Annotated in this window: 15 protein-coding genes; 7 read left to right on the plus strand and 8 right to left on the minus strand. The window is 31.7% G+C overall.

Annotated features, from left to right (window positions below):
- Positions 1-18 precede the first annotated feature (18 nt).
- Positions 19-960 carry a hypothetical protein gene (locus AAGD53_RS01950; protein WP_341763074.1) on the plus strand — a complete coding sequence of 314 codons (942 nt, stop codon included), beginning with the start codon at positions 19-21 and terminating at the stop codon, positions 958-960.
- A gap of 105 nt (positions 961-1,065) precedes the next feature.
- On the opposite strand, the gene AAGD53_RS01955 is transcribed toward AAGD53_RS01950, so the two are convergent.
- The 3 genes from AAGD53_RS01955 to AAGD53_RS01965 all read right to left on the minus strand — a co-directional run bounded on the left by AAGD53_RS01955 (position 1,066) and on the right by AAGD53_RS01965 (position 4,616).
- Positions 1,066-2,688, minus strand: a complete 1,623-nt coding sequence (locus AAGD53_RS01955; protein ID WP_341763075.1) for a hypothetical protein — start codon at positions 2,686-2,688, stop codon at positions 1,066-1,068.
- 141 nt (positions 2,689-2,829) lie between these two features.
- Complete coding sequence (locus AAGD53_RS01960) at positions 2,830-4,251, minus strand: DASS family sodium-coupled anion symporter (RefSeq protein ID WP_341763076.1); 1,422 nt, start codon at positions 4,249-4,251, stop codon at positions 2,830-2,832.
- 98 nt (positions 4,252-4,349) lie between these two features.
- Positions 4,350-4,616 (minus strand): BolA family protein, encoded by a 267-nt coding sequence (locus AAGD53_RS01965; protein ID WP_341763077.1) that lies wholly within the window; start codon positions 4,614-4,616, stop codon positions 4,350-4,352.
- An 80-nt stretch (positions 4,617-4,696) separates the two neighbouring features.
- On the opposite strand from AAGD53_RS01965, the gene AAGD53_RS01970 reads away from it, so the two are divergent.
- Positions 4,697-5,911 carry an EAL domain-containing protein gene (locus AAGD53_RS01970; RefSeq protein ID WP_341763078.1) on the plus strand — a complete coding sequence of 405 codons (1,215 nt, stop codon included), beginning with the start codon at positions 4,697-4,699 and terminating at the stop codon, positions 5,909-5,911.
- A gap of 274 nt (positions 5,912-6,185) precedes the next feature.
- Here AAGD53_RS01970 and AAGD53_RS01975 read toward each other — a convergent pair whose 3' ends face one another.
- Positions 6,186-6,530 (minus strand): hypothetical protein, encoded by a 345-nt coding sequence (locus AAGD53_RS01975; protein ID WP_341763079.1) that lies wholly within the window; start codon positions 6,528-6,530, stop codon positions 6,186-6,188.
- A 229-nt stretch (positions 6,531-6,759) separates the two neighbouring features.
- Entirely contained in the window at positions 6,760-7,407 is a 648-nt protein-coding gene (locus AAGD53_RS01980) for an HD domain-containing protein (protein WP_341762036.1), read from the minus strand.
- A 182-nt stretch (positions 7,408-7,589) separates the two neighbouring features.
- Between AAGD53_RS01980 and AAGD53_RS01985 the strand changes: the two genes are divergently transcribed.
- The 4 genes from AAGD53_RS01985 to AAGD53_RS02000 are packed head-to-tail and all read left to right on the plus strand — an operon-like array spanning position 7,590 to position 11,026.
- Positions 7,590-8,333, plus strand: a complete 744-nt coding sequence (locus tag AAGD53_RS01985) for a class I SAM-dependent methyltransferase (RefSeq protein ID WP_341763080.1) — start codon at positions 7,590-7,592, stop codon at positions 8,331-8,333.
- Positions 8,334-8,393: 60 nt separating this feature from the next.
- Positions 8,394-9,209: a hypothetical protein gene (locus AAGD53_RS01990; protein WP_341763081.1), complete on the plus strand. Its 816-nt coding sequence runs from the start codon at positions 8,394-8,396 to the stop codon at positions 9,207-9,209.
- Between the two features lie 2 nt (positions 9,210-9,211).
- A complete protein-coding gene (locus AAGD53_RS01995) occupies positions 9,212-9,709 on the plus strand; it encodes a hypothetical protein (protein ID WP_341763082.1) in 498 nt (165 codons plus the stop codon).
- Between the two features lie 15 nt (positions 9,710-9,724).
- On the plus strand, positions 9,725-11,026 hold the full coding sequence (locus AAGD53_RS02000) for an NAD(P)-dependent oxidoreductase (protein WP_341763083.1): 1,302 nt from the start codon (positions 9,725-9,727) through the stop codon (positions 11,024-11,026).
- Between the two features lie 191 nt (positions 11,027-11,217).
- Here AAGD53_RS02000 and AAGD53_RS02005 read toward each other — a convergent pair whose 3' ends face one another.
- The 3 genes from AAGD53_RS02005 to AAGD53_RS02015 form a co-directional block, all read right to left on the minus strand.
- Positions 11,218-11,880 carry an IS630 family transposase gene (locus AAGD53_RS02005; RefSeq protein WP_341763084.1) on the minus strand — a complete coding sequence of 221 codons (663 nt, stop codon included), beginning with the start codon at positions 11,878-11,880 and terminating at the stop codon, positions 11,218-11,220.
- A gap of 54 nt (positions 11,881-11,934) precedes the next feature.
- Positions 11,935-12,258 carry a helix-turn-helix domain-containing protein gene (locus tag AAGD53_RS02010; protein ID WP_341756103.1) on the minus strand — a complete coding sequence of 108 codons (324 nt, stop codon included), beginning with the start codon at positions 12,256-12,258 and terminating at the stop codon, positions 11,935-11,937.
- 367 nt (positions 12,259-12,625) lie between these two features.
- Positions 12,626-13,363: a hypothetical protein gene (locus AAGD53_RS02015; RefSeq protein ID WP_341763085.1), complete on the minus strand. Its 738-nt coding sequence runs from the start codon at positions 13,361-13,363 to the stop codon at positions 12,626-12,628.
- Between the two features lie 662 nt (positions 13,364-14,025).
- Between AAGD53_RS02015 and AAGD53_RS02020 the strand changes: the two genes are divergently transcribed.
- A complete protein-coding gene (locus AAGD53_RS02020; RefSeq protein WP_341763086.1) occupies positions 14,026-16,056 on the plus strand; it encodes a hypothetical protein in 2,031 nt (676 codons plus the stop codon).
- The last annotated feature ends 728 nt before the right edge of the window (positions 16,057-16,784 follow it).

Here is a 16,784-nt window from a genome sequence, read left to right on the forward strand (position 1 = left end):
ATAGCGGGTTAGTTACATATGTCCAAGAAAAAATCTAATGATTTGAGTAAGAAAATACAAAATATTGATGAAAAATTTGAGAAAACACTTGGCGAGTTAGATAAGAAATTGCTTGAATCCGAGATGGTGACAGATGTGATGAATGACTCATTAGATAGAATGGGTGGTTCTGTTTCTTCTTCGGAAGTAGATAAGTTGATGGAAGAAATACAATCTGAAGTTAATTTAGATAATAAATATGCTGAATTAGGTAAACGAAAAGATCGAGAAATAGAAGATAGACTTAAGGCTCTAAGAGATTCAAGACCTAAGGAAGAAACATTAAAGAATTCTGCAACTCCAACTGTGGAAGGTCCAATTCCAACTGTAGACGATTTGCGAGAAACACTGAAAAAATTAAAAGAAGATGAGAAAAAAATACTTCAATCAACAAAACCAATAGGTAAAGTAGCCCCACGCCCAAGGAATAATAATTTAGCAGCTAATTCCCGTAAGGTACAGGAGCAGAAACCATCTAAGCCACCGGAAATTAACAATAATAATAGACGACACGATGTTCCAAAGGAAAACGCTATTTTGGATGATATAAAGCCGGAAAAAAGCTGGTTTGCAAAGATTATAGATAAGGTTGTTGATATTGTTAAAGAACTCTTGAACAATTCACAAAATCAAGATACTCCATCTCCTAAACAACAAGATCTACAACAAAATCTACAGGAGTTCAGGCAGAAAAGACAAGAAATATTAGCACCAGTAATACAGGCACAAAAGAAAGCAAAATTATTAAAAGAAGAACAAAAAGTGAGCAGAGAAGTATCCAAGGCAAAAAAACTAAGGAATAGTTTCGCAAAGCATGATAATAATAAACCTTTGCGTTCTAGTACTTCATCTATTATTTCACCACCTAGTACTCCTCCAGTAAAACCACCAGTAAATAAGAACGATAGGGGTGGTAGGTAACTTACATCTTTTAAAAGCCATACACTTTGAAGATATCGATGTCATCCTAAACTTGTTTCAGGATGACGTCCCACGAGTCCAAAGATGTGGGTAATGGTAGGTGAGTTACATTGAATGTTGATTGTTATCTATAGAATTACTTCTCTGCAGTTTTTTCCGATGAAGAAAGCGTTCTTCTTCTTGTAATAAATTTGGTGCAGATTTACTTTTTCGTAACTGTGCTATAACCTCAGGTGTTACGATCTCTTTAGCAGATTTTTTAGCAGCCTCCATAGCTTTCGTTAATGGGCTATAATCCCTTATTACCTTAGGTTGTTTATAAAAAGGATTATGTGTCCTACCTAGATCTTTTAAAAGGCTTAGTGTACCTTTTGCAGCTGCTGTCAGTATATTATTACTTTTGTTCTTTTCTTTAGTTTCAGGTTCAGTTGCTTTTTCATTAGGTTTTTCTTCAAATTTATTGACTGCTGTATGAAGTGTAGCTCGTTTTTGCTCATCGGTTAACTTGTTATAATTTTTGTCAAACATCAGTTCAGTTAAAGCTTGTTGATATATATCAAATTTATTTTGTTTTTGCTCATCGGTTAACTTAAAATAATCTTTATCTTGTATTAATTCAGCCAAAGCTGCAGTTTGGATATGTTGTTTTTGGGTGATCTCACGTAGCTCTCGTAAATTCCTATAATAGGCAACATCATCCTTACGGAGTTCATCATTAATATTGATTTTAAATGTTGTAGTAAGGTTAGCTGAGTCCTTTTCAGTTACACCTGAGCCAATTATAGAAATAGCTGAAAGTGTACCACTTTTTAGTGCTGTAAGAATCTTAACAGGATTCCCACTAGTAGCAGCAGTTATGTTAGACGCTAAATTAGCGGCATTTTGAAGATTATCAACTATGAATTTGCTTGCACTAAATGCCATTTCTACTTTGGGATCTACATAGTGGTAATGTTTATCTTTGCCATTTGGAACATGATTATTTGGGACATGTAATTTCTTTTCCAATGCCTTGGCTAATTTGGGATCGAGTAGTAGTAAGTATTGTTGCTTGTCTATGTCCCCTCGATTTTGCATCAATAGGTCATTTTCTTGTGCAAGTTTACGGAGTCTTCTTGTTTTGATAACATCAGCTACTATTTCGCTAGTTACTCCAGCTAATGCTATTGCAGCCGCGGTCAAAGCTGCTGGAGGGGAGACCCCGGCTAGTGTTACTATTGCAAGTGCAATTGTAACAGTACGACCTATAGCACTACCAAATAGCACCTTCGCCAATTTTGTATCTAACAGCCACTCTATACCCTTGAAAAGTCTTGTACTCTTTGTCCAATCCCCAACAGCTTTAATTTTATTTAAAAATCTCTTAAATTTTGATTCTGTCTTTGGTTCTGTACTTTCCTGTTCTAAAGATTTTGCAAATTCATCTGAAATTTTAACTTCATTTGTTTTAACCGATTTTAATCTTTCACTTTTCTCTTGCTCAATTATATGTAAATCATCTTTACTTTTTACAGATTTTTGAGAGGGAGTACGTTTTAACTTATTTTCACGTTCAAGCTCCATGTCATCAAAGCTTTTGGAAAGCTCTGCTTTTCTTTGCTTGGGTTGCACTGTTTGATTGTCTAACGTATTAGCTATTTCTATCTCTTTAGGTACAATTGTAGTACTATCTATCTCAGAACTTTCAAGGTTTTCAAACGGCGTAGATTCTTTTTTGTCATCTGTCATAATATACTACCTATTGGTATTAGACTCCTATCATATTTAATCTTAAAAGAGAGTCTAACAGCAAATTATACAAGATTAAAGACTAATTCTATAATAAATAAAATTATTCAGCAATGATTGCTATATATTCTAGTAGCAATTCTACCACAAACCTAGTGTTTTCCACCACATACCGCCTATAAAAATCCATATAATGCCATATACTAGACTCAAAACTAAACCAAGATACCACCATGTTCTGATCTTCATATATCCTGTCTCAAAATATATTGGAGCACTACTGAGTCCATAATGAGTAAGACCCGAAGATAATATTGATAAAAAACTAAGTAGCAATACAGATAGTAAACTAGGCATTTTAGCATGTATAAATAACGCTAGAAAAGTAGGAAAAAGTATAGCAATATGGGTTGTAGTACTGGCAAAAAAGTAATGTATATAAAAATATATTACAGAAAGTATAATTATACCAATCATTGGAGAGAAAAAACTTAATAAATTGTCTCTAAGTTTATCACTAACCCATGCTATTAAACCAAAATCAGACAAAAAACTTGAAATCATAACTAAAGTGCCATACCAAATAAAGGTATGCCATGCCCCTTTGTCTGCAAGAGTATCTTCAAATTTAATTACTTTGCATAATAATAAAATACATACGCCCAATAGTGCAACTGTAGTAGCTGATAATCCCCATTTGCTGCCAAGCATCCATAAAAAAATTAAAATTACAAAAGTTATTAGCATAATAATCTCTTGCAATGATATATCACCTATTTCTTGCAATTTTGCCCTAGCTATTTGTATAGCAGATGGATCGTATTTAATTGAGGGTGGATGTAAATAATAAAGAATAAGAGGCATGACAGCAAGAGAAATCACGCCTGGCACTATAGCTGCTATTGCCCAGTCACTCCATGAAATTATAATCCCAGCATCAGCTGCGAACTTAACAGCTAAAGGATTAGCGGCCATAGAGGTAATAAACATAGCACTAGTTATCACATTTGATTGAAAGACTACTTTCATGAGAAATCCACCGTTTGAAACGGATGTTTCGTAATTTGTTTTATTAGAGTAAGCAGTGCAGAGTGACTGAGCAATAGGAAAAATTATCCCTCCTCCCCTAGCACATACACTAGGAATGAAAGGTGCGAGTATAAAATCAACAATTACTAGAGCATATGAAATACCAAGGGTACTTTGCCCGACAAGTAGAATGATGTGATAAGCTATCCGCTCCCCAAAGCCTGTTTTTATAAAACCCTGAGCAATAAAAAAAGCAAGCAGCACCAGCCATATAATGCTATGACTAAACCCGGATAGACTTTGTTCTAAGGAAAGGGTTTGCGTCAGAATACAACAGAGTATGCTAAATAAGGCTATAGCACCCATAGGTAAAGGATTAAGAATTATAGCTGCAATAGTGGTAATAAATATAATAGAAAGATGCCACACCTTAACATCAAGTCCTTCAGGGGCCGGTATATACCATATTACACAAGCTAAAATAACAAGAATTAGAATAGGTAAATTTTTGTTCCAATTACACATATTAGGCATAATAAATTTATTTCAAGATCGAGTAAAAGCTTATTTGAATGAACCTTGTCCATATCTTATGTAATATAATTGATTGTCAAGAAAAAAAGAAGAGTTTATTAATCAGTAGGTGAGTGGGGGTTTTTCGTATCAATTGATAATGCGTGTAGTCCGCTAGCTAGTTCATCTGCTAAAAGATTGTTAATTATTTTATGCTGTTCTAGCAAACTTTTTCCTATAAAAGCTGCTGCAAAAATTTTGATCTTAAGATGACTTTCAGTAATGCCACCATTATGGCTGGCGTGCTTGTAACTTTCATCAATTATTTCGCAATAATGTGGTTTTAACACATCTAGTTTTCTTTTTATTCTATTTATTTTGGTCATAGTTATATATATATAAAACTTTTACTTGTATCAAGTCTACTGGGATTTTAGTATTTAGTAAATATTATATTTAGTTGGTTATGGCAAAATTAGATACAAAAATTAGAAATTTGCAATCTGAACTTGATAAAGCCGGGCATGGGTATTGTATCTCTTTTAAGTTATTAAATTACGACGAATTGAATGCCATGATGGGAGGAGATATTTATATAATTGACAAACTTAATAAAATTATTTCTGAAGTTTGTAATAAATTAATTACTGCTCCTTCTATATCAGTTTATAAACAAATTGAGCATGATAGAATATTGTTGGTTTTACCCACACTAGACCAAAATCTAGCTAAGGAAGTTGTCCTAAAAATACATTTATTATCTCAACTTTATGTCGATGATCTGTTACCTGCAGTTTATATGAATTGCAGTAGTGCTAGCATAGAGTTTCCCAAATTTACCAATCAAGCTAAAGAAGTATATAATCTATTAAATTGGCTAGTTTCTTATCAAGGTGACCAAAGTTATTATCGTGAGTATGACCATAAATATTATAATATAGAGTTTGTTAAAGAGTCCAATAAGCAGCTGAATCTCTTAAGAAAAGCTTTATTAAACAAAACAATGGTTTTTGCTTATCAGCCAGTTATTGACCGTAAAACAATGAAGATTCATTACTATGAATGTTTACTAAGGATTCCTGACACAAATAATAATCTATTTTCTGTAGGTGCAATAATTCCAGAAGCTGAAAAGAAAGGTTTAATTTTTATAATAGATCAAATAGTGCTAGAAATGGCAATTAAAGAACTAGATGCTAACCCTAGCTTAGTGCTTGCAGTTAACATTTCAAATATTGGTATATTAGATGTTTCTCTCCTAGAGATAGCAGAAAAACTATTACAAACATATGATGTTTCAGGAAGATTAATTATTGAGATTACTGAGACTACCCTTAATCAGCATTACCAACAAATAAAATTCTTTATGCACAGATTAAGAAAATTTAGTTGTAAATTTGCTTTGGATGATTTTGGAGCTGGGTTTACTTCATTTAAACAATTACAAAATCTACCGATAGATATTATTAAAATTGATGGTAGTTATGTACGTAACATCACTAGCGATATACAAAGTCAAGATTTCATTAAACGGTTAATTAAAATTTCTGAAAATTTAGGTGTTCAAACTGTAGCAGAATTTGTTGAAAATGGGGAAATAGCCAATTTTTTAATCAACTTAAAAATCGATAATATGCAAGGCGATTTCTTCTCACCGGCATCGGTTAACAGAATAAAATAATCATCAGAACGATGTCCCCACAACTGTTGAAGGTTAGAAAAGGGAGCGGTTTTAAAGCTCATCATGGCAGTTTAAAAGTTGCAGAAAAATAACCAAGGTCATTGCGAGGAGGCTGTAAGGTCGACGAAGCAGTCCAGTAACATCATTTATCTATAGATTGTTTCCTAGATTACTTCGCTTACGCTCGCTAATAGACTCTGTGGTATAGGTATTTGTAAACTTTCAACAGTTGTACACCGGAGCGTACAACTAGTCACACTACTGGACGAAAAGGTTATATTGGTTGTGCAAAGTGTAACTTAAGCAATTTTATGACTAAGGAATCAAAAAATTGCTTAGAACGACTATAAGCTTGTTTAATTGATCTTATACCTAACTGTAGTACAGAATAACTCCTGCATCCTAACGTTTTCTTCATTTTTATCGGTTGTTCTTGCTCTCCAATTGCTCCTATTTTTATTGCTATTGCATATGCTACAAATAAACATTTTATAAAATTCTCTAATCGTACTTTACTCTTTATATGCGTATCTTCCATTCTAAAACCATTACTTTTGCACTCTTTAAAGGCAGCTTCGATATCCCATCTCTTGAACGTATTTAGTCTTGAATCTTTCATCTAAAAATGATTAGGTAGTAATTCGGCTAGTAACATAGAGTCCCACAGATTTTTTTGTATTCAATCTAAAATACTCTATTTACTAGCTCTTGCAACCACTCCATTTCTTTTGTCCAGTAGTGTGACAACTAGTACGTGAGGAGCGGAGATCATGAAGTACGACGACGTGATGATTAGTTTTCAGAAATGGTATTAGGTGGTTAATTTTTATTAGAGGGTCAAACACTGCTTACAATTTACAGTTACGACCTAGTAGGTATTTTAAAGATATATTAATTAATTCGTTTGCTATATCATTCATATTAAGATGCATAGCAAGTGGTACAAAATAACATAAAGTTTCATTAACTGTTTTATCAATTTTTTCAGAGGATTTTGCGTAAAGAGTTCTCATATTATGCAAACGATCAAAAATTTTAATAATCAATATATCTGACTTTCCTTGAATAAATAAAGAATTAATCATTTCCACGACACTAATCTTTTTTTCTGGTTTTATTCTAGTTAAGTCTTGAACTTGATTAGCAACTTTACTACCAAAGATAATATTAATCGTTTCTTCAGTTATATTTGTATCTTCAAGGCAGTCATGAAGTAATGAGGTAACTATCATGTCTGTTCTAAAAAATCGTGGACGTGTTTGAGCCGTGTAAGTAGCAACCATGTAAGCTACCTCTATTGGATGTGAGTAATATGGCTCTCCTGATTGTCTTTTTTGGTCAGCATGATATTTCCTAGCATAATATATTGCTTTCTTAATTTCAATAATATCCACCTTGTCTTTAATATGTTCATTTAATATTAAAAGCTGGTTTAACAATCTTTTTGAGTATTGACACATTTTGAATTTTATTTGCCAATAATCCTGATCTCTCATAAAGTCTCGTATTTTTATAATAAGTATAAAGAAACCATATATAAACACACTTGGTAAGACTGAAAATAGGGGGCAAGAATAGCATGCTAAAATTATGCTATTGTAATTTAGTGCTTTTTAATTTTAATTCTTATTATTAAAATAATAAAAAGCAGTTCCTCTAATTGTTCAATGGTAAAATTATGAATAACTGGAAATTAAAAACTATTATTGATTCTTATAGAGAAACTAAGGAATTTAGATTTAATAATTATATTATTAACCCACACGTAAAAAATATTATAGGAAATGTAAGAGACAAGGCTCTATTAGAGATAGGTTGTGGATTTGGTAGATATTTAGAAATTTTCTATGCTGAGAATCCACTGAAATTAGTAGGGTGCGACATTTCTCCTTATCAAGTAGAGCTATGTAAAGAAAATATCAAAAATAGTAATATTGAGTTACATGTATTAGATTTTTCTGATGTTGAAAGTTCTGTAATTTTGGGACAACATGAATACGATATTGTATATAATATCTTTGTGATTTTATATATAGATGCTTTAAGTAAATTAGAAATATTTATCAAAAATTGTTATGAATGCTTAAAACAAGGAGGAAAAGTTATAATATGCACTTTAGATATTATAAGTGCATATTCTTATCCAGAGGTTTTTGATATATTAAAATTTCCTACGAAGTTTTTGAAAGATGAGTACACGGATGGTTGCCCCATAGAAATTAGTATTACAAATGATTGTGTTGTAACGTGCTATCATATGGATTTTGATACTATAAAGAGATTAATGGAAAAATTGGGCTTCAAGAATGTAAGGAAACATAACTTGTTTTTAAAAGAAAATGCTTTACAGAGCTTTACAGAACAAGAATTTAACCTTATAAAAGAATCTAATATACTCTTATTAATAGAGGCAGAGAAATAAATATAATAGACTCACCAATTTTAATCACTTTAAGTTCATTTAATTATACGAGAATTTGGTATGGAAGAAGATTTGAATTTTAGTGTTGAAGAAGTCAAATGGTCTGAAGTTAAGGATGAAGTTTATAAGGTTAATCCTGAACTGGCAGAAAAATGTGATAATGTTAATCAATGCGGAAAATATTCTTTATTCAAAATAAAATATCCTTATGGAGCATATATTGTTAATAGGGGGGAGTTTCATCTACCAACTAAAGACGGCAAACTAATTTCTATAAATGACTCAAGAATTCCAGAATTTCTAAAAAAGAAGTTGAGATATAGTCATATTCCCTTATCCTTAATTCTTAATAGTTTGAGTGAAGTATTTGTTCAGATACAAAATAGAATTGTTTCTCTTAATGTTCTTTTGACTGGTGAACTTTTTGGTCTATTTGAATTAATGCATATGTTAAACCAAACATCTTCACTAGACATGCCTATTTGGAATGTGTCAGCCGGAGCTCGCTCTACTGTTATGATTCCAAGTATTTCTGACACAGTGGGTCATAATAGAATTAAAAAAAAATTAGGGGTTGATATCCATGCTCCCTATAGTTTGTCAGATCATTGGCAGACATTTGTAGATATTAATAAGTATTCTCATAATTCAAATTGGAATAATAGCATTTTAGTATTTTCTAATGAGTGGTTTCTTCAACCAAATGATCTTGGATATAGTGGTTTTTATAATTATCTAGTTAATCAATGTTGGAAACAATTTCAATTGTTAGAAGATTTTACAGATTTTAGTTTATTATGGTCATTTTTTATTCATGCAATTAATCTACGTAATTTAAAACCACGATCATATTTAATAGACACTGTTAGACTTTAATTTTGATTTCTAAAGGTTCTGCTATAGCATTTAAGCCATCCACGGATGATACAGGTTTGCCAATGAATTTAATACAGCAAATATATGTAAATGATTATAATCTAAAAGATTATATACCAAATATTATGCAACCAGCAAAATTTACTAAAAATAGTAAAGTCTATTATTCTCTTAGCTTTCCTACTCTATTTAATAGCTCTCCTTATTGTAGAAATCCTCCAAGTATAATTGAAGATCAAAGAGAGATTAAAAGATTATTAGATATTTTAATAAATACTATTCACCAAATTGAGAATCATAGTGTCAACTCACTTAAAAACATAAAATTTGAGTTATTTCATTCTGGAAACGATCCATTTGGTCAGATATTATCTAGTAAAATTATATCTGAAGATGATGCTAGATTTTTAGAGTATAATAGTAATGGTAAGGAAGCAAGAGTATTTTGCTCCTCATCTAGTTTTTTTAATGGTTGTATTGCTATATACAATGACGAGTAATTTTTTGAGTTTATTATGAGTAATTTAAATACACCCATATTAGCAACTCTACAAAGTATAATAGATAAATTAAAAGGATGTAAGTATCTTAATTTAAAAAATGTTACCTTTGTTTGTGTACAACATTTGTTATTTACAACAATAGATTTAATAAAATCTCTTATCAGATTAGGTGCTAAGCCGAATAATATTCATATAATGGGTAAAATATACTCAAATTGTCCTATAGTAATTGTCCAACTTATAGAAATGGGAGTAAATTACTACCCTAGTTCCCAACCGCAACAATTTGGCTATTTTAACTATTATTTTAATATAGATATAGCTAATATGTGGGCTAATGTTGCTACTACCATAATGAATGTAAAATCTGACACTATTATCATACTAGATGATGGTAGTAAATGTACAACAAATATTCCAAAGTTACTAAGTAATAATTACAAAGTCTTTGCTGTAGAGCAAACATCATCCGGTGTTGTTAATATTACTAAAAAGAATAATACCACGTTACCTTTTATTGACGTTGCTTATTCTGCTACAAAGCAGATATTAGAACCTCCAATGATTGCTCAGGCCGTCATACAAAAACTTGATAAAATTTTGCCTTTACAATCTCATAGCCTTATTTGTGGAGTAGTAGGTCTTGGAGCTATAGGAAGGGCTGTCGCCCGGAAACTATTATCTTTAAATCATAAAGTAATAATATATGATAAATCTGACAGTAAGTATAATCTTATGAAGAAGATTAAAACTGCAAATAATATTCTATCTTTATTTCAGAAATCTGAATATATTTTTGGTTGTACAGGAGAAGATATTACTTTATCTCTTGACGTCAATAAAATACGAGGAACAAAGAATCTAATTAGTTGCTCATCACAAGATATAGAATTTCAGTCATTATTGCATATTATTCAAGATAATTCTTCTATTAATACCTCTAACGTATTGGATAATATAGAATATTCTACAGATAGTGCAACGTTCAATATTTTTAGAGGAGGATACCCTGTAAATTTGGATAATTCTGGAGAATCTGTGCCAGCCAATGATATACAACTTACTCGAGGATTATTACTTGGTGGAATCGTGCAAGCAGTATTTCATTTAGTTCAAGAGGTTAATCAAAAGCCACAACAATATATGTTACATCCTAAAATACAAAAATTAATAGTGAAAGAATTAGTATATAATCAAAAGTACAAATTTTCTAATGATTTAGTAGTTATGAATTTTTTAGATGAAGAGTGGATTAAAAATAATTCTAGCGGAGAATATGTAAGTAATGATATTATCTCACGATATTTTCTATAAACCTAAATTTCCGATTAAGAGTAAATAAAAAGTTGATGGAAATGAGGTTTAGTTTTCCCACACGCCGCATGATAATCCACTTCTATAGCATAATTTTTGCTCATATTTATCTCGAAGATGAGGAGCGAAGCCTATAGATAATAGGCGAGCGACGACGTCACCAAATTCTCCTGAATTGACTATATACTCAATTAACCTGAAGAGTTGCAGAAATGGTTAACGGTAATAGTTTGGAAATTATCGTTTATTAAGGTACGTAACCTATCTTTATAATCGGCGATGTTGCTGAAAAATTTGTTTATTGCTTCCGAAAATTGTTCAAAATTATGATAAAATTTATTATTAGTTGTAATACTGTGCATAAACTTCCATAATCTCTCAATTGGGTTAAGATTTGGACTATATGGTGGCAAAAATACTAGCTCTATTTTACTATTTACTAGGTATTCTTTAACTTTCTTGGATTTGTGGTAACTAGCATTGTCACAGATTAAATATATTCTTTCCTTGTCACTATTCTCCTCTTCCAATCTCTGTAGAAAATTAACTATCTGCTCCCCATTTATTTTGGGGTTCTCTGTCCTTACTAACTGTAAATCAGCTAGATTAATAGCACCAATCATGTGCTTTCTTCTCCAGCCACTGAATGTTGGTAAGGTCTTATCTTGCTTCTTTCTTATCCAACCGCACCTTGCCCTTGCTTGATACTGAGGATGAACACCATCCATAAAATATATGGCTTCCTTATCTCTGAGATTCCCTTTTAGTAAACTGTAGTTTAACTTAAATAATTCTTGCTTGTCAAAATCCAGCTTAGCCGGTACTATTTTCGCCTTCTTGTAAACAAAACCCAATTTGTATAGTAATTTTGTTACTCCCGTTATCGTATATGTTACCCCATATTTGTTCTAAATGTGATGCATGATATCTTTAGCATAAACATAATTATTTGCTTCTAGGTGACTCGCTAATTCTTCCCTCTCACCATCACTTAATTTGCTTGTGCTACCTCCATTGTTGGTATCAAGCTTATTGGCTTTTTGATAATCAACAATATGTTTTCTTATCGATTCGTGGCTCAAGAGTAGTACCTTAGCAATCTCTACATTACTATACCCATCGTCATACATCAAAACTGCCTTAATACGATCACGTATGCGTCCGTCTCGTTCTGTCTTATGACGTTCCTTCAACTTTTCTCTTTGTTCTTCTGTCAATACATTCTTACTCATAATCTCCTAAACTCTACAATATCTCTCCTATCTTTGCAACCCTTCATTTACGAGCAGTATACCAGCCGCTTCAAGAATGCATTTTTCTGATATTCTAGCCAGTTTTGGATTAAAATTTTTAATTTTAATCCAAAACTGAGGTTAGCAGCTCAGTACACGACATAAAGATTAACAAAAAATTAATAGCCAAGAAAAAGTGTATAATAGTAGAAAGTGCGTAGTATAAAACATATCATTAATTGAACTATCGCAACTTAATAGTTAAATATTACTCAGTTATTTTCTATTTTTGTATTATAATTATTACGTTTTGTAAGACATTAATTTTTTGTTAATCTTTATGTCGTGTACTGAGGGAATTCTTATACTATCCCCCTAAATCATCGTAAGTACTTCCTGTTATTTCTACTGTTTCTATCTGGTCATAAAATTTTGCGGTCACAGGAAAAGCCTGATACTCAGGTTTTTCATAAAAATGGAAGACTTGTCGGTGTAATATTTCTTCGCTCTTACTAAGTATACCTGAGCAATAGAGAACACTAAAATAATAAGGATTGATTGTTTCGGGCAATATTTTACTCACAGTAGACACAGTAGAAGCTCCAGGCAGTACTGTATCAATTAACGGTATTTTTTTAAGCACGTCAACAGAATCCAGCCCAATCTGAGATGTTTCAGGGCTAGGAGGGGGCAATAGGTAAGTATTTCTATGCTCCTTGATATAATTAGACCAACTTTTTGGTTTAGATTTTAGCTCTACTTCTTTTGCTAGTACTGACTCTAACATTCTAATATTAGGTGTTGCATTTTCTGAACATAACCCATGTTTAGATTCGCTGTTAATATAACACCATCCCTTTTTATGAGACGCAAGAAAATCTTTAATTGGTTCAAAATGTACAAATTCATCTTTAGATGACCCATTCTCAGTGTAACTATCAGAACTAGATCTTTCTATAGCTTGCTTTATCAATGTTTTTCCTGCTTTTTCATTTGCACTCTTCATGCTTCTTTTCATAAATAGAGCAGTACTAGATTGTTTTAGAACATGCTTAGCATGCTCAATAGTTATTATCCGCTCGGGATTCCTCTCTTCACTCTTCATAGTTCCTCGTATCAATATATCAATAGTGTCTTAGTAGTGAACATTATGTTGCTTACAGATTTAGTGATCAGGTTGATTTAATCATCAAACACCATTAGTGAGTAGTACACAAGAAGATTTTGAAAATCAACTAAAAATTCTCAGTACATGACATAAAGGTTAACAAAAAATTAATAGCCAAAAAAAGTATACGATAGTAGAAAATACGTAGTATGAAATATATCATTAATTGAACTATCGCAACTTAATAGTTAAATATTACCCAGCAATTTTCTATTTTTGTATTATAATTATTACGTTTTGCAAGACATTAATTTTTTGTTAACCTTTATGTCGTGTACTGAGGGTTAGCAGGGTTTTTTACAAAAATACAACAACGCTAACTCTGAAATGCGTTAAGTATATTTGTTCTATATCAAAATGCTTGCAAGAATCATCAATTCAATAGAGACTCTTTTGCAATAGGGATTATATGTCTTCCAATTTTGTGGTTAATATACTACTCGTAAATGAAGAGTTGATAGACGATAGAATCAAAATCAACAAGTGCTAGGAGTGTCCAAGCCGAGGAGCACAGCGTACATTAGTACGTGAGCACCGCAGGTCTTGGACAATGACAACGCAATTGTTGATTTTCATCGAGTATATAATGAAAGGTTTTTATGTCAGACAATAGAGCAACTATAGAATCCAGTAATTTAAATATATCTAATTTTGAGAGTGATAAGGAGTCTATTCATTCTGAATATAGTACGAATCAAGATGATAATATATCGGTAAGATCTGTTGATTCTGGGTACGAAAGTGATAGCCATTTAGCAGATAAAAAAGATGATATTATTAGAGTTAACACTAAAAACGAGATTGAAAATATAAATAAATTAATAGGAAGGGCATACACATATAAACTTAAATTTCTAAAACAACCAACTCCACAATTATCAAAAGAATTTATAGCTAATGGAGTACTCATTGGTACTAACGAATCATTTATGAGTGCAATGACTGGATTAGCAACAGAAAGTTTTTACTGTAATTTATCTGATAAAAAGACAGAAGAACTTCTTGATAATTTTAGTTTAAATATAGAACGTTCTAAAAGGCTTATGAACGACAATGACAAGGCAAAAGCAGATAGGCAATTTGCAAACTTAGAAGCTAGTTTAAAGGGATTTGTATTAAATGATATTAAAAGTAACAATGATGAGGATAAGATCGCTCTTGAAGCTGTTAAAAAAGTAATATTAGAGTTAAAAGGTCAAGCAATTCCTAAATCAGATTATGCCAGTACAGTAATTAACAAAACTATGGAAAGTTTACAAGCAGATACAAGACATTTTAGTACCGAGCAACTTAATATTTTTAATAAAACTATTAGCCAAGGAAATAAAACTGTTAAATTTGCTAAAGAATTCACAAAACTTAATAAGACAGAACGTACAGCTCTTTCTAATGCAGTTAATGAATCTGCTAATTCTTTTATAAAAGAATTAGTAGATAGTAGGAATAATGGGTTAAGTCCAGAGTTTGTTAATTATAGAGCAAATGAAACCAAAAGGCTTTTATTGACTCTTAGTATAAAGATACAGGATACTGGTTCTATGGAAGAACAAAAGAGTAGACAAGAGGCTTTTTGTAAACAGCTGCTACCTTATGTCCATATGCCGAGTGAATTAGCAACTGAGTTATTTGAAGAGTGGAAACCAACAGAATTACATAGCTTAATTGGCAAGGAAGCTCAGAAATTTTTTAGTGTAGATAATGCTCAAAAAAATTCTTCGTTTCTAACCTTAGATGAGAGAAAAATTACAGAAGAAAATATCAAACGATTTGCCGATTCTATTAATCCAATTATTAAAGATAAAGATGCAGAATTAGTCTCAAAACCAATCATTAAAGAATCTATTAACAGAATTCAAAATAAAACAGATATAAAGATTACAGAACAACAAAATAACAAAATCTCGGAACAATTATCTCCAACTTTAATAGAACTTGGTTCTGAGCAACTAAGAAATCATAAAGACGAGATAATATCTGACATAACAAATAAAATTGCAGCAGATAAATCTTGGTATTCTTCTGTGATTCAAAAATTACCTATTTCTACAAATAATTTACAGGATATTGCTACACACCTTACAGACAAATATAGCAATCAAACTGCACCAACCATGTCAACTTCAGTGTCCACACCACCACCTCCTCTTACTCAACATTCTAGCATAGAAACAAAACAAATACCCGAACCTAGTAGTTCTAATTTTGTGGTATCAACACCAACAGAAGCTAAGTTAGAAAATATAGAAGCACACAGATTAAATGAGTTAACTACGGATCAACTAGATAACAGAGTCTTGGTGGATAAGTTACAGAGCAATTCGATAGCTCAGATGGACAAATCTATATCTCAAGAGCTAGCTGAAGATACTGCTGGTCTGCCCAACCCAAAGGTAGAAGCAATGCCTACAAAAGCCTCCATAGTTCAGGAAACTCAAACAGATAAATTATCATCAATGAAGCCACAAAATAATCCAAGCATGTCTAGTATTATTAGTACTAATGTTAAAATAGAAATTCAACAAGTAAAAAAAACGTTAAGGCATGTAGAAACAATTAAAAGAGAACTAACAACATCTACTAAACCTACTAAACCTGCTCTTAAAGCAGTAAATAAAGGAAGGTTATGGTAAATTGGTCAATTTTGTCGTATAGAAGCTAGTATAGCACCCTTCCTGTCTATTTTTTTCGATACCAGCTTTCGCTGGGATGACATCGTAAAATTGTATTTAGATTTCGCTACCTACGCGAGACATCAAGGCTTCACCATTACTATACCTAAAACCTTTTCGGGTTAGTTATAAATTACCCTACCATGTGTAATTTGTTTGACAACCGCAAAATAATTTGATAAATATAAATAATTAAGTTAGTATTAATACCAATTCCCAAATTAAGTTAGTTACTCGGAAATACGAATGCTCTCTAGGTCCACATAGTCTAGCTGAGCTGTCAAAATTTTGTGATGCTAATTTCAATAAATTTCTTGCAGAGTTCGCTTATGTGCAAGGATTTAAGGAAGCCACGAAATCTCGACTTGCAGCACACTCAAATTCCGTTACGGATTTGAGCCTAGGCACGACGAATAAATTACCAACAAAAGTAGAATTATGCAAGAAGTCTAATCATTCGAGTAGTAGTCTAACCTTAATCTTTAAGTAACTTGACTTTCGTAGGTTTCGTGATTCTCCCAGTTTTTAAAGCAATAGACCTATTTCAAAACTAGCTATGAAAGGAATTTTTACTAAAAAATTAATCAAAAAATCGTAAGTAGTACTAGTGTACATGAGAATTCCTTCGATTGATTCTAACAACAAAATGACCTAGAAAGAATAAAGTTTCTAGAAAAGTCTGATCTTAA

It is taken from the genome of Candidatus Tisiphia endosymbiont of Melanophora roralis (assembly GCF_964026575.1).
Classification (GTDB): Bacteria; Pseudomonadota; Alphaproteobacteria; order Rickettsiales; family Rickettsiaceae; genus Tisiphia.